The following is a 20,624-nucleotide window of genomic DNA, read 5'->3' as shown; positions in this document are numbered from 1 at the left end:
TTGATTCTCCTGATTTCGGGCAATAAGAACCCCGGCGGGTTTACGCCATTAATAAAAAGTTATTTATTTAGATATGATGCATTCGTGTACTGAAAAACGTCGGGGCAGAATGCTACCCCAGCGGGTTATCTCATTCATTGCCTGAATAATCAGCCTGCGACGTTCAATATCAAAATACTCGAACGGCTGGCCTACCTCGTCAGCGCGGAAAGCGCCGGGGGTAGTACGATTCGCCAGTGTCATCACTACGAATTTAAAACTTTCATCAAGTTTATTGAAATTACGCAGCGCACGGTTTTCCGTAGACTTTAATTTCTGATGAAACCGGGCAAAACATTCCTCACCGGTCATTTTTTCCGGCAGGGCTTCAGCACAGTCAGAATTATTAAATGGTCTTGCAACTGAATTAACAGATGTATACATACGATTCATAAAGACCCCAGAAAAACTTTAATGCGGCTGATAAAAGATTTCTTAGCTCCGGTACGCAGGCCATTTAATAATACAAACTGATTGCGGCTCGGATGCCAGCGTGCGCCGTTCTTCCCGATTATCCAGCCATGCCCATAGTGCATGGACGGGTTTTGCTTAATAAGAAGCGAGGCGAAAGACGGTTCATTTTTCAACATATGCACCTCACATCATGCCAAATGACGCACCGATACCGCTCATGGTATCTACTGCGCTCGACATCGCCGGATTAGCCTGGAGGCGAGCCTGTAACGCGAGGGCGGTAAGCGACAGCATGCGAATACCAGCATTAACGCTTTCAATCATGTTGCTCTTACGAGACGGGGTAAGACGTTCTGTTGACACAGCACCGCTCGCCAGATCGCCGAGTTCGCTCATAGCGCGCATGACATAGATTTGCAGTTTGTCTTTTGCCAGTTCATTAACCGGTACGCATGGCAGACAATGAATCTGCGCCAGAAAACCATCAACAAGGGTTGAGTCTTCGGTCAGGTCAGTCAGCAGCCACAATTCAGGCGGCGTAAACTGGTGAGGCTGTTCCGGGTTGAGCTTGTTACGTAACGTTTGAACGTTCATACCCGCACGCTCGGCCAGTTTCGCCATGTTATGACGCTGCGCGAAAGCGCGGCACGCTTCGTCATAGTGGGGATGTTTGGAAATCTGAAAATCAAACATGTTGCATCCTTATAATTCACATAAAGTGAATTAAGCGCCGATAACAAGCTGAAAGCGAGAATGACCCAACGCCTTCCGCAACTGCTCTTCTTTCCAGCGTGCGTAATAGATACGAATCGGACCACCTGCTTTCTTGCACCCTTTACGGATGGTGCGGGGTTCAATGGGTACACAAGGATTGTCGCCGGTTGTCCAGCGATAGGCGGTACGCTCAGAGACACCTTCAAGCTCTGCAAACTGTTGCAGAGATACGATAGGTGCAGGCACTTTGATGATTGCGATTTCAGAAGCCATGTAGCATGATTCCTCATTTACGGTTTTAGACTATGTTGGCCTCTCATTCACCAATGTTTGCCAACATATACACCTCACTGATGAGCAATGTAATTAACTTTTTAGCATTGGTCAATAAATGGATTAACTAATGAGTACTCGTAAAGTCACTTTTGAGCCATTCGACATACTTGATAGGATCATGACCATTTACGGTTTTACGCAAAAGATACAGCTCGCAAATCACTTTGATATGTCTGCCAGTTCACTGCAAAACCGCTTCACACGTGGCACTACTTCTTATGATTTAGCGGCTCTCTGTGTGCTAGAAACTGGAGCAAGCCTAAGATGGTTGCTAACTGGACAGGGTTCCCAATTCGACGACAAACCGGTGGCAACAGAAACGAAAACGATAGATTCATTCACTCTTAGTGATGGAAAACTTGAAGAAAAAACACCTTTGAGTATTGACGCCAATTTTTTTAGCAAACCAATGTCAAACGGCATTACTGTTCTCGTCGATGGAAAACTGAATTTCATAGAGCAGGATGCTTCACTTTCCGATGGTCTTTGGCTGGTTAACATTGAGGGGGTTATCAGCATCAGGGAATTGACGCTACTCCCCGGCAAAAAGCTACACGTCACAGGCGGTAAAGTGCCGTTTGAGTGTGGGGTTGATGAAATAAAACTGATTGGCCGTGTGGTGGGTATATACAGCGAGGTTAATTGATGACTGTCCGTAAAAATCCGGCTGGCGGTTGGATTTGTGAGCTCTACCCAAACGGTGCAAAAGGCAAACGTATCAGAAAGAAATTCGCTACTAAGGGCGAGGCTCTGGCGTTTGAACAGTACACCGTTCAAAACCCGTGGCAGGAAGAAAAGGAAGACAGGCGCACGTTAAAAGAACTGGTTGATTCATGGTATAGCGCTCATGGCATTACGCTGAAAGACGGCTTGAAACGTCAGTTAGCCATGCACCATGCTTTTGATTGTATGGGCGAACCACTCGCACGCGATTTCGATGCGCAGATGTTTTCCCGCTATCGAGAAAAAAGGTTAAAAGGTGAGTATGCCCGTTCAAACAGGGTGAAAGAGGTATCTCCTCGCACGCTTAATCTTGAGCTGGCCTACTTCCGGGCGGTATTCAATGAGCTAAATCGCCTCGGAGAATGGAAGGGTGAAAACCCACTGAAAAATATGCGCCCATTCCGCACAGAAGAAATGGAAATGGCCTGGCTAACTCACGACCAAATTTCGCAACTGCTCGGAGAGTGTAAACGGCATGACCACCCTGATTTAGAAACCGTGGTAAGAATCTGTCTCGCCACTGGCGCACGATGGTCTGAGGCCGAGAGTCTGAGAAAAAGCCAACTCGCGAAATACAAAATCACATACACCAACACGAAAGGCAGAAAAAACCGCACCGTCCCAATCAGCAAAGAGCTCTATGAGTCTCTGCCTGATGATAAAAAAGGCCGGTTGTTTAGTGATTGTTATGGCGCGTTCCGGTCAGCTCTGGAAAGAACAGGCATCGAGCTACCGGCAGGACAGCTTACCCACGTTTTGCGCCATACCTTCGCCAGCCACTTTATGATGAATGGTGGTAATATTCTGGTCTTGCAGCGTGTACTCGGCCATACCGACATCAAAATGACGATGCGATATGCGCACTTTGCCCCTGACCATTTAGAGGATGCTGTTAAGCTCAACCCACTGGCGGTGAGTGGCGATAAAGTGGCGGTAGAAATGGCGAATAATGGGTAATCATTGGCAAATAGTGGCAATCTATATCAATGATAAATAACGCAAAATATTGATTCTCGGTTGTTCCGGTAGGAACTCATAATCGCTTGGTCGCTGGTTCAAGTCCAGCAGGGGCCACCAGATACAGCAAGGGCTGGCGAGTAATCGTCGGCCCTTTTGCTTTTTGCGAAAGAACCAAACGCCCCCTCCCCTCTCCCCCTGCCACTAATAGAGACATTGAAATGGTGAGATGTTAGTATCATGCGCCACTGGAAACGGTGACGAGTATGCGACAACGCATGGCTCGTTTCCTGTTTAACGTCTTGATTTGTATAAACATCATTACGGGGCACAACGAGTAAAAATGAACGCACCTGTGAATAAAAGATGACCGGAGTAACATTAGAATGATTAAAGATATTCAACAGTATAATGAGCTTGTTACTCCGAATAGTCAGTTCATGGATGAGTTAAAAGATAAATTACCTGAGTTTTTCACTGCCGATAAATATGACGAAGAAGGCACCCTGGTTGAGAAAGGGACGTTTGATTTTGATAAATTCAGGCTGGCATTAAAAGCGCGTAACGTTGATGAGCTGTCCAGCGGATATCAGCTTGATTTCATTGGTAAAGACTACGCTAAAAAGCAGTCTGGCGAAAAGTCGACGACGGTCATTGTGCCGGATGTGGATCACAATCAGCTGCCTGAAAACCAGAACAGCCATAATTTATTCCTGACCGGAGATAATTTAGACGTTCTGCGCCATTTGCAGAACAACTATATTAATGCCGTCGATATGATTTATATCGACCCACCCTATAATACCGGTTCGGATGGCTTTGTTTATCCTGATAAGTTTGAATATAGCGATAAAAACCTCAGGGATATGTTTGGCCTCAGTGACAGCGAACTGGAAAGGTTAAAATCGATTCAGGGGAAAGCGACCCACTCGGCGTGGCTGACGTTTATGTATCCGCGTCTGCTGTTAGCCAGACGCCTGTTAAAAGAGAGCGGCGCGATTTTCATCTCCATTGATGACAACGAATCCGCAAACCTGAAGCTGCTGTGTGACGATGTGTTCGGTGAAAGCAGTTTTGTGGCGTCGGTGATTTGGCAAAAGAAATACACCCGCTCCAACGACGCCCGCTGGTTCTCCGACAACCATGAGTACATTCACGTCTACGCCAAAAACAAAGAATCGTTCGCAATCTTTGGTCAGGAGCGCGATGAAGCGCAGCTTAAGTCCTATCAGAATAAAGATAACCATCCGAAAGGCCCGTGGAAATCAACGCCGCTCCATGCCAAAAGTGGGACCAATACTTCCGCCTATACCTTTAAAAACGGCGTGACCTGGCAACCGCCGCGCGGCACCTACCGTCGTTTTAATGACGAATCCATGCGCGCGATGGATGAGGCCAACGAGATTTGGTTTGGCGAAAACGGCGAGCAGATCCCGCAGCGTAAATCCTTTTTGGCGGAAGTTAAAAGCACCGTGGTTCCGGTCACGCTGTGGCCGTATCAGGAAGTGGGCCACAACCACGAAGCCAATAACGACCTTAAAGCGCTGGGGCTGGGCGGGCTGTTTGATAACCCGAAGCCCGTGCGCCTGCTGGAACGCATCATCACCCTGTGTACTGAAAATAACCAGCAGCAGATCGTACTGGACTTCTTCGCCGGATCGGGCACCACCGCGCAGGCGGTGATGCGCCTCAACGCGCAGCACCAGGGAAACCGTAAATTTATTCTCTGTACGCTGGATCAGCAAACCAATCCACGGGGCGAAGCCCGGCGTTCCGGCTATCAGACTATTGATGCTATCTGCCGCGAGCGCGTTAAGCGCGCCGCTGACGAAATCCGCGCCCGCCAGCCGGATACCCCGCTGGATCTCGGCTTTAAGCACTATCGGTTTGTCACCCCGCAGCAGCAAACGCTGGACGATCTGGACAGTTTTGATATGGCAAGCGGCCAGTTCCTTAATACCAGCGGCCAGATCGCCGCGTTCAGCGAATCGGGTTTTGACGACATGATCTCGCCTTTTTCCGCCCGTGGACTGGGGATCGCCGGGAGCGCCAGCGGGGAAGAAACCATTCTGACCACCTGGCTGGTCGCCGATGGCTACAAGATGGATATCAACGTGCAGCCGCTTGATTTTGCAGGCTATCCGGCAAGCCGGGTCGACGACACGCGTGTTTATCTGATTGCCGGGGGATGGAGTACCGCGCAGACCCGCGAACTGCTTAATCGGATCGGCACCCATCAGTTGCCGGTGCAAACGGTGGTGATCTACGGCTACTCCTTCGATCTTACCTCCCTTCATGAACTGGAAATCGGTCTGAAGCAGCTCGATCAAAAAGTTAATCTGGTGAAAAGGTATTAAGGGGCAGCAATGAAAATCTTACTGGAAGAATTGCCCCACCAGGAAGCCGCGCTGGCGGCGATCCTGGCAAACTTTGCCGGTCTTGACCGCGAGACGCCGGACGACAATATCTATGCGAACCCGCCGATTGTGGGCCGCTATGACGAGCGCAGTCATATTGACGTCAAAATGGAAACCGGGACGGGGAAAACCTACGTTTATACCCGGCTGATTTACGAATTACACCGCCGCTACGGGCTGTTTAAATTCGTGATTGTGGTGCCAACGCCAGCCATTAAAGAAGGCGCACGCAGCTTTATTACCAGCGATTACGCGCGCCAGCATTTTTCCCAGTTTTATGAAAATGCGCGTATTGAATTATGCAGTATTAATGCCGGGGATTTTAAGACGAAATCCGGGCGCAAGAACTTTCCGGCGCAGCTCATCAGTTTTACCGATGCGACGCGTCGTAACGATCATATGATCCAGGTGCTGCTGATTAACGCGCAAATGCTGAATTCAGCCAGCATGACCCGCGATGATTACGATCAGACGCTGATTGGCGGGCTAACCTCACCGGTAGAAGGTCTTAAAAATACTCGCCCGATCGTGATTATGGATGAACCGCACCGCTTTGCGCGCGACAACAAATATTACAAAGCGATCGAAGCTATCCAGCCGCAAATTATTATCCGCTTTGGTGCCACCTTCCCGGAAATAGAGGAAGGCAAAGGCAAAAATAAGATCGTGCGAAAAGATTACTACCGCCATCAACCTCAGTTCGATCTTAATGCGGTCGATGCCTTTAACGGCGGGCTGGTAAAAGGCATTGATATTTATTATCCCAATCTCTCTGAAGCGCAGGCGACAAATCGCTATATCGTCGAGAGCGTCACGGCAAAAAAACTGGTCCTCCGGCAGGGCAGCCGTAAATTTGACGTGGGCGTGGGCGAGAATCTGGCCGATGTCGATGCCAGCTTTGAAGGCAATATTGAATATGCAGGCAGCAAAATGTTATCGAACGATCTGGAGCTGGAAGCGGGCATGGCGCTGGTGCCCGGCACGTTCGTTAACAGCTATCAGGAACTGATCGTCCAGGATGCCCTCGATAAACATTTTATTGCTGAACAGGATAATTTCCTGCGCGGCAATCTGCCGGAAAATAACGCGCCGCGCATAAAATCGTTAAGTCTGTTCTTTATCGATCATATTAAAAGCTACCGCGAGCGTGACGGCTGGTTAAAGCAGACCTTTGAGCGCCTGCTGCGTCAGAAGCTGATTGCGCTGATCGCCGACTACGAACGTAAGCGGCTGCCGCGCGAGGTGGAATATCTGGATTTTCTGCGCTCCACGCTTGCCAGCCTGAACACGGCTAACCAGAACGTTCACGCCGGATATTTTGGCGAAGACCGGGGCAGCGGCGATGAGGCTATTCAGGCAGAAATTGATGATATTCTGAAAAATAAACAGAAGTTGCTGAGCTTTAAAGATGCCACTGGCAACTGGGAAACCCGCCGTTTTCTGTTTTCAAAATGGACGCTGCGCGAAGGCTGGGACAACCCCAACGTTTTTGTTATCGCCAAACTGCGCACCTCCGGGAGCGAATCCAGCAAAATCCAGGAAGTAGGCCGTGGCCTGCGCCTGCCGGTCGATGAAAACGGCCATCGCGTTCAGCAGGAAGAGTGGCCTTCCCGACTGGCGTTTTTGATTGGCTACGACGAGAAAGATTTTGCCCGCACGCTGGTAAACGAAATTAACAGCGACAGCAGGATCTCCCTCAACGAGCATACGCTGGATGAGTCGATGATCAGACTGATCGTCACCGCGCGTCAGAAATCCGTCCCGGCGTTTACCGAAGAAGATTTACTGCACGATCTCGACGCCAAAAAGATCATCACCCGTAATAACGACTTTTTATCATCAGTGACGATCGACGGGATCAGCAAAAGTGGTTTTGCATGGCTGCTGCATTATTATCCTGAACTGGATAGCGCCCGCGTCAGGGCCGACCGAATTATTGATAATAAACCGTCGGCAAAACTGCGCGTGAAACTGCGTAAAGAGAACTGGGATCGGCTTCAGGAAGTCTGGCTGCAATTCTCACGCCGCTACATGCTGCAATTTGACCGTACCGACGCCGTACTGCAACAAATTGCCGAAGAGGTGATGGGTAATAAAGCGCATTATGTTCGCCAGAGGCCCAGCCAGACCCGGCAGACGCTTGCCGTCAGCCATGAAGAAGGTCAGTACAGCGTGCTGCAACAGGACAGCGATTATGCGTCGCAAGGCTCTCTTGCGGGCATGAAATATGGCCTGTTTATCCGCCAATTGGTGCAGCGCACCAATCTGCCGGTGAAAGTGGTCCATCCGCTGGTGATGACCACCCTGCGCGATGTCCTGCACGGGGAGTCGCAGTTTTTAAGCCACAGCACGCTGGATAATCTGGTACGCGAGTTCCGCCAGCGTTTTGATGAGCACTTTGCTCAGGGCTATGCGTATTTGCCGCTCGATTTTCAGGCCTCAACGTCAGTGTTTGATGCCACCCGGCAGACCTTCCGGGATGACATCTCCGCTGAAATTCTCGGTAAAATGGCCAGTGAAACCGCCATTGACGATAAACGCTATCTGTATGAACTGCCGCCGTTGCGGTATGACAGCCTCGATCCTGAACTGAAGCTGTTACAGCACCACTATCCGCCAAAAGTGGCGGTATTTGGCAAGCTGCCCAGGCGAGCGATCCAGGTGCCGAAATACACCGGCGGCACGACCACGCCTGATTTCGTGTATCTGATTGAGCGCGAAGACGCCACCCGCGTTTTCCTGCTCATTGAGACCAAAGCGGAAAATATGCGGGTTGGTGACGCGGTTATTGCCGACGCGCAGCGGACGTTTTTTGAGATGTTGCGCGAGCAGGCGATTAACGTCGAGTTTGAGGTGGCAACCAATGCTCAGGCGGTATTCGATAAAATTGAACGCCTGACCGGGAAATAAACAGCACCCGTGAGCGCATGGCGTTCGCGGGTGCAACCCCCTGAATATTTGGAGATGTTGTCAGATCGCGAGTGCGGTACTATTACCGGATCACATTTTCGCTGGTAAGGCAGGACGTATGATTATCTCCGAACCTGATACACTAAAAAGATGCGACAACCCGGCCATTCGCGCGAAATCTAACGCCATCACTGGCACCCCCGAGGACTGGTTTTCGGCCAGCAACCTCGCGCAAATTAACCGCAAGCGCCTGCACTTTGATTTTTTTGTTAACTGGAAAACGTACCAGTTAGATCGTGATATCTGGTTTAAACGCACTCTTTCTGTTCCGGTCGATAATCTGGAACTTCAGGATATTGCCGCGACCTTAATAGCATATGAAACGCGCGACGGCATGGAGACTCTCTGTCAGTTCTGCCAGAAATACGATCTGAAAGCGCACTTTGTGATTTTTAACGATGCAGACTGGCATGAAGATAAGCCTCTCATCATGCTAAGCATTGATTATTACGATTCCAGCACAGGACATTTTCAGCTCTCGTTTAATAAGATCAACGTCAGCGCGTTCAGAAATATCATCGCGCAGAAAACGGGCGAACGATTTCACATGGGCAAGCCGCTGACGTTCAGCACCTCTTTGCTGGAATGTTATTTATCGAGAACCGATACTCCTTACCCCGGCGACGTTGATGCCATCATAATTGATGAAAACTATCAGGCGAAGTTTATCCTTGAGTACAAAAAGCATAATTTAAATACGCCGATTAACGAGCAACGGCTGGGAAATTACTATCCGAAACGAGATAAGCGCAAATATGACCGGCTGAATATTCTGGCCAACTACCTGGACGCTAAACTTTCGACGCTGTATTACACCACCGATGAGCGCAAAGAAACCAAAATTGAACTGAATAATAAGGGCAAATCAGAACTCAATATTTGGGGATCGAAATGCCTGCCGTCACCGGACAACAAAAATAATGCGCAGCAGGTGCAGGAATACATCACTAACGTAAATGCGCTTCACCGCTGACCGCATCAGTTGCCCCACGCAGATGAGCAAACAGATGCTTCATCGCTGGCGTGAGGTCCTGCCAGTGGCGGAAGCAAAGACACAGTTTGCGCTGCGCCCAGCTATCCCGTAGCGCCACGCTATTATAGCCAAATCGCCCCTGATATTTTTCTGCAAGCGTTTCAGGGACGATCCCCAGACCCGTGCCCTGCGCCACCATTTCGCTCACGCCTTCAAAGGTATTCATGCGAATTCTGACGTTCAGCGTTTTTCCCAGCGCGCTGGCGTGCGAATCAATATGCTGCTGAAGCGCGCTCCCGGAATAAAGCCCGATAAAAGGCTCCTCAAGAATGTCATGAAAAAATACGCTCTGCTGCGTATTAAGAGCATGAGCAGCGGGAATGATTAACGTTAAACGGTCATCAGCAACCGGCTCAAAGGTAAGTCCCTGGCGGTCAACGGCATCGGAAACAATCCCGGCCTCACCCAGCCCCGCCAGCAGACTGCTGATAATATCGCGGCTGGATCGCTCTTCCAGCTCAATATGCAGATCGGGATGCAGTGCCAGCCACGGCGCGATCCGTCCGGGGAGAAAGTGCGTCAGCGCCGAAGTATTCGCATACAGTTTCAGGGTGCCGCGAACGCCTGCGGAAAAGGTACGTAATTCGCTTTTGAGCAACTGCTGCTGAAGCAGGATTTGCCGCGCGTGGCGGGCCAGTGCCTCCCCGGCCTGGGTGAGGGTGACGCCTCTGGCATGACGCACCAGCAGCGCCACGCCGACATCTTCTTCCATATGGCGCAGCCGCTCGCTGGCGGACGCCAGCGCAAGGTGAGCTTTTATTGCGCCTCCGGTGATACTGCCCGCCTCAACGATACAGATAAAAAGCTGTAAATCCGCCAAATCCAGTCTCATGCGCGCGCCTCTTGAGCCTTCGGATTAACCGAAGCCTGCGATGGATATTCCGCATTGTGCCACAGCCTGCAGGCTGTTTCAATGGCGCATATTTCAGCCACCAGGCAATGATGATGCATGACGCCACCGGGTTACTTTTAACGATGATTTTTATTGCCGCCGGGTTGGTTAAAGGCGTGACCGGCATGGGACTGCCGACGGTAGCCATGGGTCTGCTGGGATCGTTTATGCCTTTACCGGCAGCGGCGGGTTTATTAATTATTCCTTCGCTGGTGACGAATATCTGGCAATTACTGGCAGGCCCGGCGTTTCTGGCTTTATTTTCCCGCCTGTGGTTAATGATGGTGTTGATTATGTTGGGTACGGTCGCAGGCTCGGTATTGCTGATTGCGGTTAATCCTCGCGGGTCCGCATTTGGGCTGGGCGCAGCGCTGGTGATTTACGCGGGCTACGCGCTGTTTTCACCCACTATCAGCGTACCCCCACGCGCAGAGCGCTGGCTTTCGCCGTTGATCGGTGCCATAACCGGCATCGTGACGGGCGCGACCGGGGTCTTTGTCATGCCTGCGGTGCCGTATTTGCAGTCGCTGTCGCTGAGTAAAGAGGAGCTGGTACAGGCGTTAGGGTTGTCTTTTACCGTCTCAACGCTCGCGCTGGCTCTCGGCCTCCTCACCCATCACGCTTACCCTGCCAGCCAGCTTTCCCTTTCGTTACTCACTGTTTTTCCGGCGCTATTCGGGATGTGGCTGGGGCAGAAAATTCGTTTACGTATCAGCGCGAAAACGTTCAGAAAATGCTTTCTGCTATTCTTAATTTTATTGGGCGCGGAATTAATTCTGCGACCCCTGATCCTGTCGTAAGAGATATTTTTATCCTGCCATGAGGAATATCGCGATGTCCCAGTCTCCCCAGCATTACGCCGCCCAGTGTCACTGCGGCGCGGTAAAATTTGAAGTGACGCTTAGCGACGGCTTAAACAGCGCCCGCCGCTGTACCTGCTCCTACTGCCGGATGCGAGGCGCGGTGGTCGTCTCCGCCGAAGCGGACGGCATCAGGTTTTTGCAGGGCGAAGAGCATCTGACCAGTTACCGCTTTAATACCGGCGTGGCGCAGCACTTCTTTTGCTCGCGATGCGGCATTTATACTCATCATCAGCGCCGCTCGAACCCTAATCAGTTTGGCGTCAACGCCGCCTGCCTGGAGGGCGTCAGTCCGTTCGATTTCCTTACCGTTCCGGTGCATGACGGCGTAAATCATCCCAATGATAATAACGGGCGCTCGCTGCTGGCAGGCACGCTGATTTTTAAACCTGCGGAGTAGTTACAGCGCGTCGGCGAAAATAGCGCTGACCCACTGAAGGAAGACGTCCAGACGACGCGAGGCCCGGCGCTCGCCCGCATAGATGGCGTTGATTTGCAGCGCTCCCGGCGGGTACTCCGTCATCACCTCTACCAGTTCGCCGCGCCGAAGCTGTTCTTCAAAGCGATAGCGCGGAGCCTGGATCAGCCCCAGCCCTTCGGCGGCAAGCGCGGCGGCGGTGTCAGAGTTGTCGGTCATCACCTGCACCGGCAGAATGCGGCTTTCAACGCCACTCTCGCCTGTAAACTTCAGCGGCATCACTTCGCCCGTTTGCGAGGATACAAAGCCGATCATCTTATGGCCTGCCAGATCGCCCATGCTGCGTGGCGTTCCGTGGGCTGCGAGATAAGACGGACTGGCACAGGTGATCTCCGGCAGACTGCCCAGCCGACGCAGCCGCAGGCTGCTGTCTTCCGGCACGCCGACCCGGATCACGCAGTCGATGCCCTCGCGCACCAGATTCACATAGCGATCGGTTTGCCCAAAGGTAATGATGATGTCCGGGTAGCGGCGCAGAAACTCCGGCAGGCGCGGTACCAGGAAGGTCCGGGTCAGCAGGCCGGACGCGTTAATGCGCAAATGCCCACCCGGTGCCGCCTTGCGAAATACCGTCCAGGTCTCTTCGATATCTCCCAGCACCGTCCGCGCCCGGCGGTAAAACTCCTCGCCTTCCGGGGTGGACTTCACCTCCCGCGTGGTACGCGCCAGTAGCCGGACGCCGGTTTCCTGTTCCAGTTGCTTAATGGCATTGGTCGCGGTGGAGCGGGCAATGCCCAGATCCCGTGCCGCCTGTAAAAAGCTGCCGCCCTCCACTATTCGTACAAATAGCTGGAGCTGTTGAAGTTTATCCACCGTCAGTCCCTCCCCTCATCCGCTCTTATTATTAGTGAAGAATGAATTATTATGTCAATTTACAGACGATTATTTTTAATTTTACGACAGGTATAGTGCGTATGAAGGTTATCCATTAACGGGAGCACAATCATGCAGCACACTAAAGTCGCGATCGTAACGGGCGCATCCAGAGGGATCGGCGCGGAGATTGCCCGCAGTCTTGCCGCCGATGGCATAGCGGTACTGCTCAACTACGCCCGCAGCGCTGAACAGGCTGAGGCACTGGTGGCAGAAATTACCGACGCGGGCGGTAACGCCGTTGCCGTGCAGGCGGATATCGCTGAAACGGCTGCCGCAAAAACATTATTTGACGCGGCAGAGGCCGCTTTTGGGCGGGTGGATATTCTGGTCAATAATGCCGGGATTATGACGCTCTCCTCGCTTGCCGATACCGACGACAACAGCTTCGAGCGGCAGATGGCCATTAACCTGGCCGCCCCGTTTCGCCTGATGCGGGAAGCGGCAACGCGCCTGAACGACGGCGGCAGGATCATTAATTTCTCCTCAAGCGTCGTGGGTCTGTATCAGCCGCAGTACGGCGTCTATGCCGCCACCAAGGCCGCCATAGAAGCGCTGACGCATATTCTGCCCAAAGAGCTGGGCGCGCGGGCGATTACGGTTAACGCCATCGCCCCCGGTCCGGTAGCGACGGAGCTTTTTCTGACAGGGAAAAGTGAAGCGTTAATTGAACGTATTAAGGGCATGAATCCGCTGGGACGGCTCGGCGAGCCGGAAGACATTATGCAGGTCGTCCGTTTCCTTGCCAGCGATGAAAGCCGCTGGATCAACGGGCAGGTGATTCGTGTTAACGGCGGCGTGGTTTAGCCCCGATTAAAAACTGGAGAAGATATGCCTTTCGTCAATATCAAGACCCCTGAAGCGGCGCTGAACGCGCAGCAGAAAGCCGAAATTAGCCATCGCATTACCGATCTGCTGGTCGAATATTTTAGCGAGCACGCGCGCCCGCACACGATGGTGCTGATTGAAGAAGTGAAGGACGGCGGCTATTACCGCGCCGATGAGCCGTTCAGCATTCCGCCGGACTACCGGGCCCGTTAATCGCCCCTATTCCATACCGCTGTTGGACGCGCTGATCACCCGGTTGCGGCCCTGTTTTTTTGCTGCATACAGGGCCGTATCCGCCTGATAGATCAGCTTGCTGGCAACGCTGTGCAGCGGCTGATCCTCCCGGAACGCGTTCTCATCGTACAGCGTCGCTACGCCGATACTGATCGTCAAAAACCCGGTTGGGCTGGAAAGATGGGGAATACGCAGCGCGTTAATACTTTCGCGCAGGCGCTCAGCCACAATCAGCGCCCCGGACATATCTGTGCGCGGCAGGATCACCAGAAACTCTTCACCACCGTAGCGGCTGATATTATCTTCCGGGCGCAGGCTGGCGGAGACCAGCGCGTTAGTCACTTTGCGCAGGCAGTCATCACCGGACTGATGCCCCTGACTATCGTTGTAATTTTTAAAGTAATCGATATCCGCCAGGCATACCGACACCGGCAGCCCCTGCTCAAGCGCGTAAGCAATCTCTTTAATCAGAAATTCATCCATATAGCGGCGATTATAGAGACCGGTAAGATGATCGAGCTGGGCAAACTGCTGTAATACCTGATTGGCATTCGCCAGCTTCTGCTCCGCCAGACGGCGAGCGGTAATATCAACCCAGGTCACAGACAGGCCGACGACATTATTCATCGCGTCATACACTGGCACCGGCTGGGTGTAATAATAACGCTCGGCGTACATCACCTCCCGGCTGGGAATTTCTTCACCGCTGCCCGCAAGCGCAAAATCCAGTAAAAACTGCTGCCAGCACTCCGGCATTAACCGGGCAAAGGAATCTTCGTCGGCGGGCGTATTGCCAATTAACCGATTCATGGCCTTGTTGGACATCACCAGCCGACCGTTGACGTCAATCATGCACAGCGCAACCGGAGTGGTGTCATAAATCGTTTCCAGTTGCAGCACCCGCTCGCCAAGCGTGGAGATATTGCGGTCAATCCCGCGATAGCCGCTAAGATTACCCGCGTCATCAAACAGCGGAATACCGCTGGTTTCCAGCACCACAATGGTGCCGTCCGCGCGCCGGTTGCGATTCACCAGACCGGAAAAGGCCCGCTGCGCCGCTACAATTTCGCCGAACGCCTGGCCGACGCGGGCGGCTTCTTCCGGGGGCATAAAATCAAACGGCGTGCGGCCCAGCACCTCTTCAGGTGGATAGCCCAGCAAATCATTCACCACGTCGGAAACCCAGGTATAACGCCCCTGAGCATCGACTTCCCACAGCCAGTCAGAATTATGATTGAGAAGATCAAACAGATGCTTTTCATCAACCTGATGAAAATAAGAGGGGGCTTTTTCATTCGTCATGATCGTGCTCGAATCGCGTTTAATAATGACCGGGTCAGGGCAACAGAAGCTATAAAGATACAGGGAAGCGCAATTTGAGAGTAGCAAACATTGATACTGTGAATATAAATATTCTTTATGAGCGCTGATTCGTCAAATCGGGGCGGGATCACTACACGGCATGCGGGCAAGAAACAACGACCCGGCGGCGAAAAACCGCCGGGTTTGCGACAGGAGATTAGCGCAGCGCTTTCAGGCGACGGCCTTCGGCATCCGCCGCCCGCATCGCAGCGAGGACGCTGGCAGGCGTGACTTCATACGGCTCGTTATGCATCGTCTCGCCCGGCTGACAGGACGCTTCGGCCGCTTTCAGCAGCTCTGCATCGCTGACATTCTCTAAACCAATATCCGCCAGCGTGGTCGGCAGGCCCAGATCCAGGCAGAAACGATAAACGGTATTGATGAGTTCAGGATCGCGATCGGTCAGCATCAGCATTGCGAGGGTGCCGAAGGTGACCTTTTCACCGTGCCAGTAGCGGTGGGTTTGCGGCAGCACCGTCAGGCCATTGTGGATAGCGTGAGCCGCCGCCAGACCGCCGCTTTCGAAGCCCAGCCCGGAAAGCAGCGTATTTGCCTCAATGACATGCTCAAGCGCAGGCGTCACCTTTTGCTGCTCGCAGGCATTTTTTGCCTGCACGCCGTATTTCAGCAGCGTATCGAAACATAAGCGCGCCAGGCCAAAAGCGGTCATCGGCCCCGGACGCCCGGTCATATTCCCCGCAAGTTTAATGCGGCAGTCTTCCGCTTCAAACCAGGTCGCCAGCGCGTCGCCAATCCCGGAGAGCAGGAAGCGCACCGGAGCCTCGGCGATCACGGCGGAATCCACCAGCACCACATCCGGGTTACGCGGGATCATCAGATAGCGTTTGAACTGGCCCTGCGGGGTATAAATCACCACCAGCGAGCTGCACGGCGCGTCGGTTGATGCCAGCGTTGGAACAATGACGACAGGACGCTTCAACGATGCGCCGGTGGCTTTGGCGGTATCCAGCGTTTTGCCCCCGCCCACGCCGACAATCACTTCCGCGCCGTAGCTTTTCGCCAGCGCGGAAATACGCTCGATTTCTTCATCCGAGCATTCGCTGTTAAAAATCTCGACCTGATAATCGATTTTGCCTTTCAGCGCGCCGTCGAGCTTTTCCCCCAGCTTCTGGTTTACTACGGGGTCTTCCAGCACCAGCGCTTTACTGCCGAGGCGTAAAATCTCTTCCGCCAGAGAGTGGGCAATTGCGCCAGCGCCTTGTACGTAACGACCCGGAAAAATAGCGGTAGTAATCATAAATATCTCCTTATAAACGGCATCAGTTCCGTATATGGAACTCAAGTTCTTACAATGAGTCTATATTTACTCCTTATTATTTTTTCGTCAACCAGTGCGAAGTATTGTTTTTTTAATTCATTCACACGGCAAATAAAACACATGAAAAACATCACCTTTAATTATTATTAATAGATAAAGTGGCTATTTTATAAAGGAGGAGGGAAATAAACAGGGTGATTTTTATAATTTCCAATTCACGTATAATCCCCCTCACTTTTCTGGCTGGCGAACCTCATTATGCTCTCTGATTCAACCACCTCCGTCCCGGCGATCGATAAGACCATCAGGATCTGCAACTATCTGTTTTCCTCGCCGGGTGCCACATTCAGCCAGATCCAGCAAGATCTCTCTTTACCCAAAAGCAGCACTTCTTCTCTGCTCAACGCGCTCACCGTCCATCACATTCTGCGCCAGGAAAAAGGCCGATTTTATCTGGGTCTGAAACTGTACGAATGGGGAAATAAATCGCTGGAGCAGTTCGATATCCGTAATATTGCGCTGCCGATCCTCGAACGTGTACGTAATGAAACGGGCCTGACCTGCCATTTAGGGGTACTGGATGAGCGGTCGCCCGTCTATATTCTGAAACTGGAAAGCAATCATCCTATTGGTATTCGCAGCTGGGAAGGGGAAAAGCTGCCGCTGCACAGTTCAGCGGTGGGAAAAGCGCTGGGCGCGTGGCTGCCGGAAGAAAAAATTGACGCGCTGCTGCCGGATGAAAATCTTCCCCGTTTTACCGCCACCACTATCACCCGTAAAAGCGAGCTGCTGGCCGATTTTGCCCGGATCAGAAGTAAAGGCTGGGCTTACGATAACGAAGAAAATTGCTCCGGCGTATTTTGTATTGCCGCGCCGGTGTTCGATCACAAACATCACGCTATCGCGGCAATCAGCGTTTGCGGCATTCAGCTCCAGCTTCCTGAAGAGAGAATCGCTGAAATTTCCGCGCTGATTATGAGCGCCTGCCGCGATCTCTCTGCCAGAATGCTTTAAGGTTTTCAGCCTTTTTTATGCCAGTACGCAACCGTGCGCAGGAGCTGCGGATCGCGATCTTTGTCCTCAAAAACCGTGGCGAGTTTTTTTACCGTCTCACCCTCGCCGGTAAGCCAGATAAAGTAATCCTGCGCCGGAACGTTGAGCTGCGCCAGCCGCGCGGCAAGAGTCTGCTCGTCATGACCGACGATCCATTCAATAGTAAACCCGTCCAGATGCGCCAGGTAATCCTGTAGCGCGATGTCGTTAACGCTGACAATCGCCGTCACCTGCGGGCGTGAAGGTAATGCGGCCAGCCCTTCCAGCCGACGACGCAGCGCGGGCATCCCGGATTCATCACAGACATAAAGCTGCCAGGCATAATCCTCCGGCACCACCAGCGAACCGCGCGGGCCGCCGATAGTGAGCGTGTCGCCTGGCTGCGCATTCATCGCCCAGCGACTGGCTACCCCGCCGTCGTGAATAAAGAAATCCAGCGCCAGTTCATGACGCGCCGCATCGTACAGCGGCGTGTAGTCACGCGCGGCAGGACGCACGCCGTCCGCCCAGACGATGCCTTCGTCCGTCATCGTGGGCGGGATCAGGCGCGTGCCGTCCTGCGGGAAAAAGATTTTAGTATGATCGTCAAATCCCTGTGAGGAGAACCCTTCCAGCGCCGGGCCGCCCAGCACAATGCGCTGAAAGCCTGCGCTGATACGCTCGACACGCAGAACGTCCAGTTCGCGGAAGCGCAGTTCGTTGCGGACACGTTGTGGATAGCGTGTTTTTGCAGTCATTATTTTCGCCTTCGTGAAGTTTTCGATATATCTGAATTAATTTTCCAAATGATAATGATTGCTAATCATGTAAAATGCAAGCGATTTTTAGATAGCGGAGAGCACAAATACCCCCAAAAATAAATAACGTTTAAAATCATATTGTTAAAACAAATATCGTTGACCCCATTGCGTTATCTGAATTTTTAGATATAAATTAGATATATCAAAAAAAGAGGAGAACCCTATGCGACATCATCATGAATTTGACAGAGAACATCACCATCATGGACGCGGCGGCGAGCATCATCACGGCGGCGGCGGGCGGCGGCAGCGATTTTTTGGTCACGGCGAACTACGGGTCGTGATCCTCGATCTGCTCAGCCGCAATGCCAGTCACGGCTATGAGATTATCAAAGAGATCGAAACCCTGACCCAGGGTAACTACACCCCCAGCCCTGGCGTGATCTATCCGACGCTCGACTTTCTGGAAGATCAGCAGTTTATCACCATCACGGAAGAAGACGGCGGGCGCAAAAAGATCGCCATTACCGCCATCGGGGAGCAATGGCTGGAAGAGAACAGCGAGCATCTGGAACATATTCAGGAACGGATCAAAGCGCGGAACGTGGGCTTTGAGCTGCGCAAAAATCCGCAAATGAAGCGCGCACTGGAGAACTTTAAAGCGGTGCTGGATCTGAAAGTGAATCAGGGCGAAATCAGCGCCGCGCAGCTAAAACAGATTATTGGCGTTATCGACCGCGCGTCGCTTGAAATCTCGCAGCTCGATTAATGCAGGACGGTCACCGCGTCCTCCAGACGGCTGGCGCGGTGTCTGACCATGGCAGAGACGGCGGCGTTTTGCTCTACCAGTCCGGCGTTTTTCTGGGTGATAGCATCCAGTTCCGCCACCGCCCGCGTAAGATCCGCCAGTCCCGTCGCCTGCTCTGAGGTCGAGCCGCTAATCTCGGCAATCAGCCGGGTGACGTTCTGCACCTGCGACACAATATCTTCCATCGTTTGCCCGGCGGCGTGAACCTGATCGGAGCCGGACTGCACCTTGCTGGCGCTGGCCTCAATCAGTTTGCGGATATCGTTCGCGGCGCTGGCGCTGCGGCTGGCAAGATGGCGCACTTCGCCCGCCACCACCGCAAACCCTTTCCCCTGCTCTCCGGCCCGCGCGGCTTCAACGGCGGCATTCAGCGCCAGAATATTAGTCTGAAAGGCGATATCGTTAATCAGGGTGGTAATGGAGCCGATGCGCTGGGTACTGCTGGCAATTTCATCCATCGTTTTAACCACCGTTTCCATCGCCCTGCCGCCGTGGATCGCTGCGCTGCTGGCAGCGCTGGAGAGTTTATCGGCAGCGGCGGCGGTCGCCGAATTGTGCTGCACCGAGGCGGCCATCTGACTCATGGTGGCAACCGTCTGCTGAACGTTCACCACCGTCTGTCGGGTACGCGCGTTCAAATCGTCATTACCTTTTGCCAGCGTTACGCTGCTGTCGCGCACGCTCGCCACCTGACAGGCTACGTCATTGATCAGCCAGCGGCTCATTAGCCCCAGTTGACCGACGGCGCGCAGGGTCAGTCCCAGTTCATCGCCACGGTTAAACTGCCCGACGCTGCTTTTCTCGCCGGTCGCCACGCTTAACGCCTCACGCGACACCTGCTCTACCGGACGCACAATCTGCCACTCAAAGCAGGCGCAGCCCAGCAGCACGACCAGTGCGCACCACAGCAGCGACAGCGCGGGCGCGCTAAGCGCCATCAACGCGGCGGCCAGCGCCACAAACAGCAGCGCCATAACCCCCCGCGTGCGCCAGCGTAACGGCAGCGCGTTCAGCCGTCCGACAACGCCTTTGCCCACCACGCGCCCTTTATAGACGCGTTTACGGCAGCGGCCTTCCGCCAGCGCCTGATACAACGGCACGGCAGCGGCGATTTCCTCTTTCTGCGCTTTGGTGCGAATCGACATATAGCCCGTGACTTTACCGTCACGCACCATCGGCGCGACGTTGGCACGGACCCAGTAATGATCGCCGTTTTTACAGCGATTTTTAACGATGCCGGTCCACGGCTCGCCCTGCTTCAGGGTGTACCACATATCGGCAAAGGCGGCTTTCGGCATATCCGGGTGGCGCACCAGATTATGCGGCTGCCCGACCAGTTCCTGCTGGGAGTAACCGCTGACCTGCACAAAGGTATCATTGGCATGAGTGATAATGCTGCGTAAATCGGTGGTAGACATCAGGGTGGTGCTATCGTCCAGAGGGTGCTCACGTTGCGTAACGCTTGAAGAGGAAGACATAGCTGCGTCCTTTGCAAGTTATTTGAATGTTAATTATTTGGTGTAATGTTATTTCGGCGATAATCACTTTATCTTTAGTTGTTAAATTTGATTTAGATCGCAATTTGCGATTAAACCTTACTTTTAGTGGGTTACG

Annotated in this window: 21 protein-coding genes; 11 read left to right on the top strand and 10 right to left on the bottom strand. The window is 52.8% G+C overall.

Annotation, left to right across the window (positions count from 1 at the left end; genetic code table 11):
• Positions 1-63: 63 nt before the first annotated feature.
• The 4 genes from RT197_RS05315 to RT197_RS05300 are packed head-to-tail and all read right to left on the bottom strand — an operon-like array spanning position 64 to position 1,440.
• Complete coding sequence (locus RT197_RS05315; protein ID WP_312948074.1) at positions 64-432, bottom strand: hypothetical protein; 369 nt, start codon at positions 430-432, stop codon at positions 64-66.
• Positions 429-629, bottom strand: coding sequence for a phage filamentation protein Fil family protein (locus tag RT197_RS05310; protein ID WP_312948070.1), 201 nt, complete (start codon positions 627-629; stop codon positions 429-431). The genes RT197_RS05315 and RT197_RS05310 overlap by 4 nt, the downstream gene beginning before the upstream one ends.
• A gap of 7 nt (positions 630-636) precedes the next feature.
• The gene (locus RT197_RS05305) at positions 637-1,146 is read right to left on the bottom strand and encodes a phage regulatory CII family protein (protein ID WP_312948067.1); all 510 of its coding nucleotides are present in this window, start codon (positions 1,144-1,146) and stop codon (positions 637-639) included.
• A gap of 30 nt (positions 1,147-1,176) precedes the next feature.
• The gene (locus RT197_RS05300; RefSeq protein WP_061549577.1) at positions 1,177-1,440 is read right to left on the bottom strand and encodes a hypothetical protein; all 264 of its coding nucleotides are present in this window, start codon (positions 1,438-1,440) and stop codon (positions 1,177-1,179) included.
• A gap of 130 nt (positions 1,441-1,570) precedes the next feature.
• Here RT197_RS05300 and RT197_RS05295 point away from each other — a divergent pair, with 130 nt between their 5' ends.
• The 5 genes from RT197_RS05295 (at position 1,571) to RT197_RS05275 (ending at position 9,543) form a co-directional block, all read left to right on the top strand.
• The gene (locus RT197_RS05295; RefSeq protein ID WP_312948063.1) at positions 1,571-2,149 is read left to right on the top strand and encodes a phage repressor protein CI; all 579 of its coding nucleotides are present in this window, start codon (positions 1,571-1,573) and stop codon (positions 2,147-2,149) included.
• On the top strand, positions 2,149-3,183 hold the full coding sequence (locus RT197_RS05290; RefSeq protein WP_087760693.1) for a tyrosine-type recombinase/integrase: 1,035 nt from the start codon (positions 2,149-2,151) through the stop codon (positions 3,181-3,183). Before RT197_RS05295 ends, RT197_RS05290 begins: the two co-directional genes overlap by 1 nt.
• A 440-nt stretch (positions 3,184-3,623) precedes the next feature.
• On the top strand, positions 3,624-5,540 hold the full coding sequence (locus tag RT197_RS05285) for a site-specific DNA-methyltransferase (protein WP_312948057.1): 1,917 nt from the start codon (positions 3,624-3,626) through the stop codon (positions 5,538-5,540).
• Positions 5,541-5,549: 9 nt separating this feature from the next.
• Positions 5,550-8,510 carry a type III restriction-modification system endonuclease gene (locus RT197_RS05280; protein ID WP_312948054.1) on the top strand — a complete coding sequence of 987 codons (2,961 nt, stop codon included), beginning with the start codon at positions 5,550-5,552 and terminating at the stop codon, positions 8,508-8,510.
• Between the two features lie 118 nt (positions 8,511-8,628).
• Positions 8,629-9,543, top strand: coding sequence for a hypothetical protein (locus RT197_RS05275; protein WP_312948052.1), 915 nt, complete (start codon positions 8,629-8,631; stop codon positions 9,541-9,543).
• On the opposite strand, the gene RT197_RS05270 is transcribed toward RT197_RS05275, so the two are convergent.
• Positions 9,518-10,435, bottom strand: coding sequence for a LysR family transcriptional regulator (locus tag RT197_RS05270; protein ID WP_312948049.1), 918 nt, complete (start codon positions 10,433-10,435; stop codon positions 9,518-9,520). The two genes, RT197_RS05275 and RT197_RS05270, sit on opposite strands and share 26 nt — an antisense overlap.
• Before the next feature lie 113 nt (positions 10,436-10,548).
• On the opposite strand from RT197_RS05270, the gene RT197_RS05265 reads away from it, so the two are divergent.
• Together RT197_RS05265 and RT197_RS05260 are read left to right on the top strand one after the other, a co-directional pair.
• On the top strand, positions 10,549-11,295 hold the full coding sequence (locus RT197_RS05265) for a sulfite exporter TauE/SafE family protein (protein WP_312948600.1): 747 nt from the start codon (positions 10,549-10,551) through the stop codon (positions 11,293-11,295).
• Between the two features lie 34 nt (positions 11,296-11,329).
• Positions 11,330-11,755 carry a GFA family protein gene (locus RT197_RS05260; RefSeq protein WP_312948047.1) on the top strand — a complete coding sequence of 142 codons (426 nt, stop codon included), beginning with the start codon at positions 11,330-11,332 and terminating at the stop codon, positions 11,753-11,755.
• Here RT197_RS05260 and RT197_RS05255 read toward each other — a convergent pair whose 3' ends face one another.
• The gene (locus RT197_RS05255) at positions 11,756-12,646 is read right to left on the bottom strand and encodes a LysR substrate-binding domain-containing protein (RefSeq protein WP_312948045.1); all 891 of its coding nucleotides are present in this window, start codon (positions 12,644-12,646) and stop codon (positions 11,756-11,758) included.
• Positions 12,647-12,778: 132 nt separating this feature from the next.
• Here RT197_RS05255 and RT197_RS05250 point away from each other — a divergent pair, with 132 nt between their 5' ends.
• Together RT197_RS05250 and RT197_RS05245 are read left to right on the top strand one after the other, a co-directional pair.
• Entirely contained in the window at positions 12,779-13,513 is a 735-nt protein-coding gene (locus RT197_RS05250) for an SDR family oxidoreductase (RefSeq protein ID WP_312948043.1), read from the top strand.
• 24 nt (positions 13,514-13,537) lie between these two features.
• Entirely contained in the window at positions 13,538-13,747 is a 210-nt protein-coding gene (locus tag RT197_RS05245) for a 4-oxalocrotonate tautomerase family protein (protein ID WP_312948042.1), read from the top strand.
• A gap of 6 nt (positions 13,748-13,753) precedes the next feature.
• On the opposite strand, the gene RT197_RS05240 is transcribed toward RT197_RS05245, so the two are convergent.
• Positions 13,754-15,070: a diguanylate cyclase gene (locus RT197_RS05240; protein WP_312948039.1), complete on the bottom strand. Its 1,317-nt coding sequence runs from the start codon at positions 15,068-15,070 to the stop codon at positions 13,754-13,756.
• Positions 15,071-15,287: 217 nt separating this feature from the next.
• Complete coding sequence (locus RT197_RS05235; protein WP_312948037.1) at positions 15,288-16,388, bottom strand: glycerol dehydrogenase; 1,101 nt, start codon at positions 16,386-16,388, stop codon at positions 15,288-15,290.
• Between the two features lie 279 nt (positions 16,389-16,667).
• Here RT197_RS05235 and RT197_RS05230 point away from each other — a divergent pair, with 279 nt between their 5' ends.
• On the top strand, positions 16,668-17,423 hold the full coding sequence (locus RT197_RS05230; RefSeq protein WP_312948035.1) for an IclR family transcriptional regulator: 756 nt from the start codon (positions 16,668-16,670) through the stop codon (positions 17,421-17,423).
• A gap of 5 nt (positions 17,424-17,428) precedes the next feature.
• Here the strand turns inward: RT197_RS05230 and RT197_RS05225 are convergent, their stop codons facing one another.
• On the bottom strand, positions 17,429-18,199 hold the full coding sequence (locus tag RT197_RS05225) for a siderophore-interacting protein (RefSeq protein WP_312948032.1): 771 nt from the start codon (positions 18,197-18,199) through the stop codon (positions 17,429-17,431).
• 226 nt (positions 18,200-18,425) lie between these two features.
• Between RT197_RS05225 and RT197_RS05220 the strand changes: the two genes are divergently transcribed.
• A complete protein-coding gene (locus RT197_RS05220; RefSeq protein WP_312948029.1) occupies positions 18,426-18,971 on the top strand; it encodes a PadR family transcriptional regulator in 546 nt (181 codons plus the stop codon).
• Here the strand turns inward: RT197_RS05220 and RT197_RS05215 are convergent.
• Positions 18,968-20,488: a methyl-accepting chemotaxis protein gene (locus RT197_RS05215; RefSeq protein WP_312948027.1), complete on the bottom strand. Its 1,521-nt coding sequence runs from the start codon at positions 20,486-20,488 to the stop codon at positions 18,968-18,970. The genes RT197_RS05220 and RT197_RS05215 overlap by 4 nt on opposite strands.
• Positions 20,489-20,624: the final 136 nt, after the last annotated feature.

It is taken from the genome of Superficieibacter sp. (assembly GCF_032071645.1).
Taxonomy (GTDB): Bacteria; Pseudomonadota; Gammaproteobacteria; order Enterobacterales; family Enterobacteriaceae; genus Superficieibacter.
This window is presented reverse-complemented; position numbering and strand designations above follow the sequence as displayed.

Coding starts and splice junctions, on each gene's coding strand:
- RT197_RS05315 (WP_312948074.1), bottom strand. CDS start 432: ATGAATCGTATGTATACATCTGTTAATTCAGTTGCAAGACCATTTAAT.
- RT197_RS05310 (WP_312948070.1), bottom strand. CDS start 629: ATGTTGAAAAATGAACCGTCTTTCGCCTCGCTTCTTATTAAGCAAAAC.
- RT197_RS05305 (WP_312948067.1), bottom strand. CDS start 1,146: ATGTTTGATTTTCAGATTTCCAAACATCCCCACTATGACGAAGCGTGC.
- RT197_RS05300 (WP_061549577.1), bottom strand. CDS start 1,440: ATGGCTTCTGAAATCGCAATCATCAAAGTGCCTGCACCTATCGTATCT.
- RT197_RS05295 (WP_312948063.1), top strand. CDS start 1,571: ATGAGTACTCGTAAAGTCACTTTTGAGCCATTCGACATACTTGATAGG.
- RT197_RS05290 (WP_087760693.1), top strand. CDS start 2,149: ATGACTGTCCGTAAAAATCCGGCTGGCGGTTGGATTTGTGAGCTCTAC.
- RT197_RS05285 (WP_312948057.1), top strand. CDS start 3,624: ATGGATGAGTTAAAAGATAAATTACCTGAGTTTTTCACTGCCGATAAA.
- RT197_RS05280 (WP_312948054.1), top strand. CDS start 5,550: ATGAAAATCTTACTGGAAGAATTGCCCCACCAGGAAGCCGCGCTGGCG.
- RT197_RS05275 (WP_312948052.1), top strand. CDS start 8,629: ATGATTATCTCCGAACCTGATACACTAAAAAGATGCGACAACCCGGCC.
- RT197_RS05270 (WP_312948049.1), bottom strand. CDS start 10,435: ATGAGACTGGATTTGGCGGATTTACAGCTTTTTATCTGTATCGTTGAG.
- RT197_RS05265 (WP_312948600.1), top strand. CDS start 10,549: ATGCATGACGCCACCGGGTTACTTTTAACGATGATTTTTATTGCCGCC.
- RT197_RS05260 (WP_312948047.1), top strand. CDS start 11,330: ATGTCCCAGTCTCCCCAGCATTACGCCGCCCAGTGTCACTGCGGCGCG.
- RT197_RS05250 (WP_312948043.1), top strand. CDS start 12,779: ATGCAGCACACTAAAGTCGCGATCGTAACGGGCGCATCCAGAGGGATC.
- RT197_RS05245 (WP_312948042.1), top strand. CDS start 13,538: ATGCCTTTCGTCAATATCAAGACCCCTGAAGCGGCGCTGAACGCGCAG.
- RT197_RS05240 (WP_312948039.1), bottom strand. CDS start 15,070: ATGACGAATGAAAAAGCCCCCTCTTATTTTCATCAGGTTGATGAAAAG.
- RT197_RS05235 (WP_312948037.1), bottom strand. CDS start 16,388: ATGATTACTACCGCTATTTTTCCGGGTCGTTACGTACAAGGCGCTGGC.
- RT197_RS05230 (WP_312948035.1), top strand. CDS start 16,668: ATGCTCTCTGATTCAACCACCTCCGTCCCGGCGATCGATAAGACCATC.
- RT197_RS05225 (WP_312948032.1), bottom strand. CDS start 18,199: ATGACTGCAAAAACACGCTATCCACAACGTGTCCGCAACGAACTGCGC.
- RT197_RS05220 (WP_312948029.1), top strand. CDS start 18,426: ATGCGACATCATCATGAATTTGACAGAGAACATCACCATCATGGACGC.
- RT197_RS05215 (WP_312948027.1), bottom strand. CDS start 20,488: ATGTCTTCCTCTTCAAGCGTTACGCAACGTGAGCACCCTCTGGACGAT.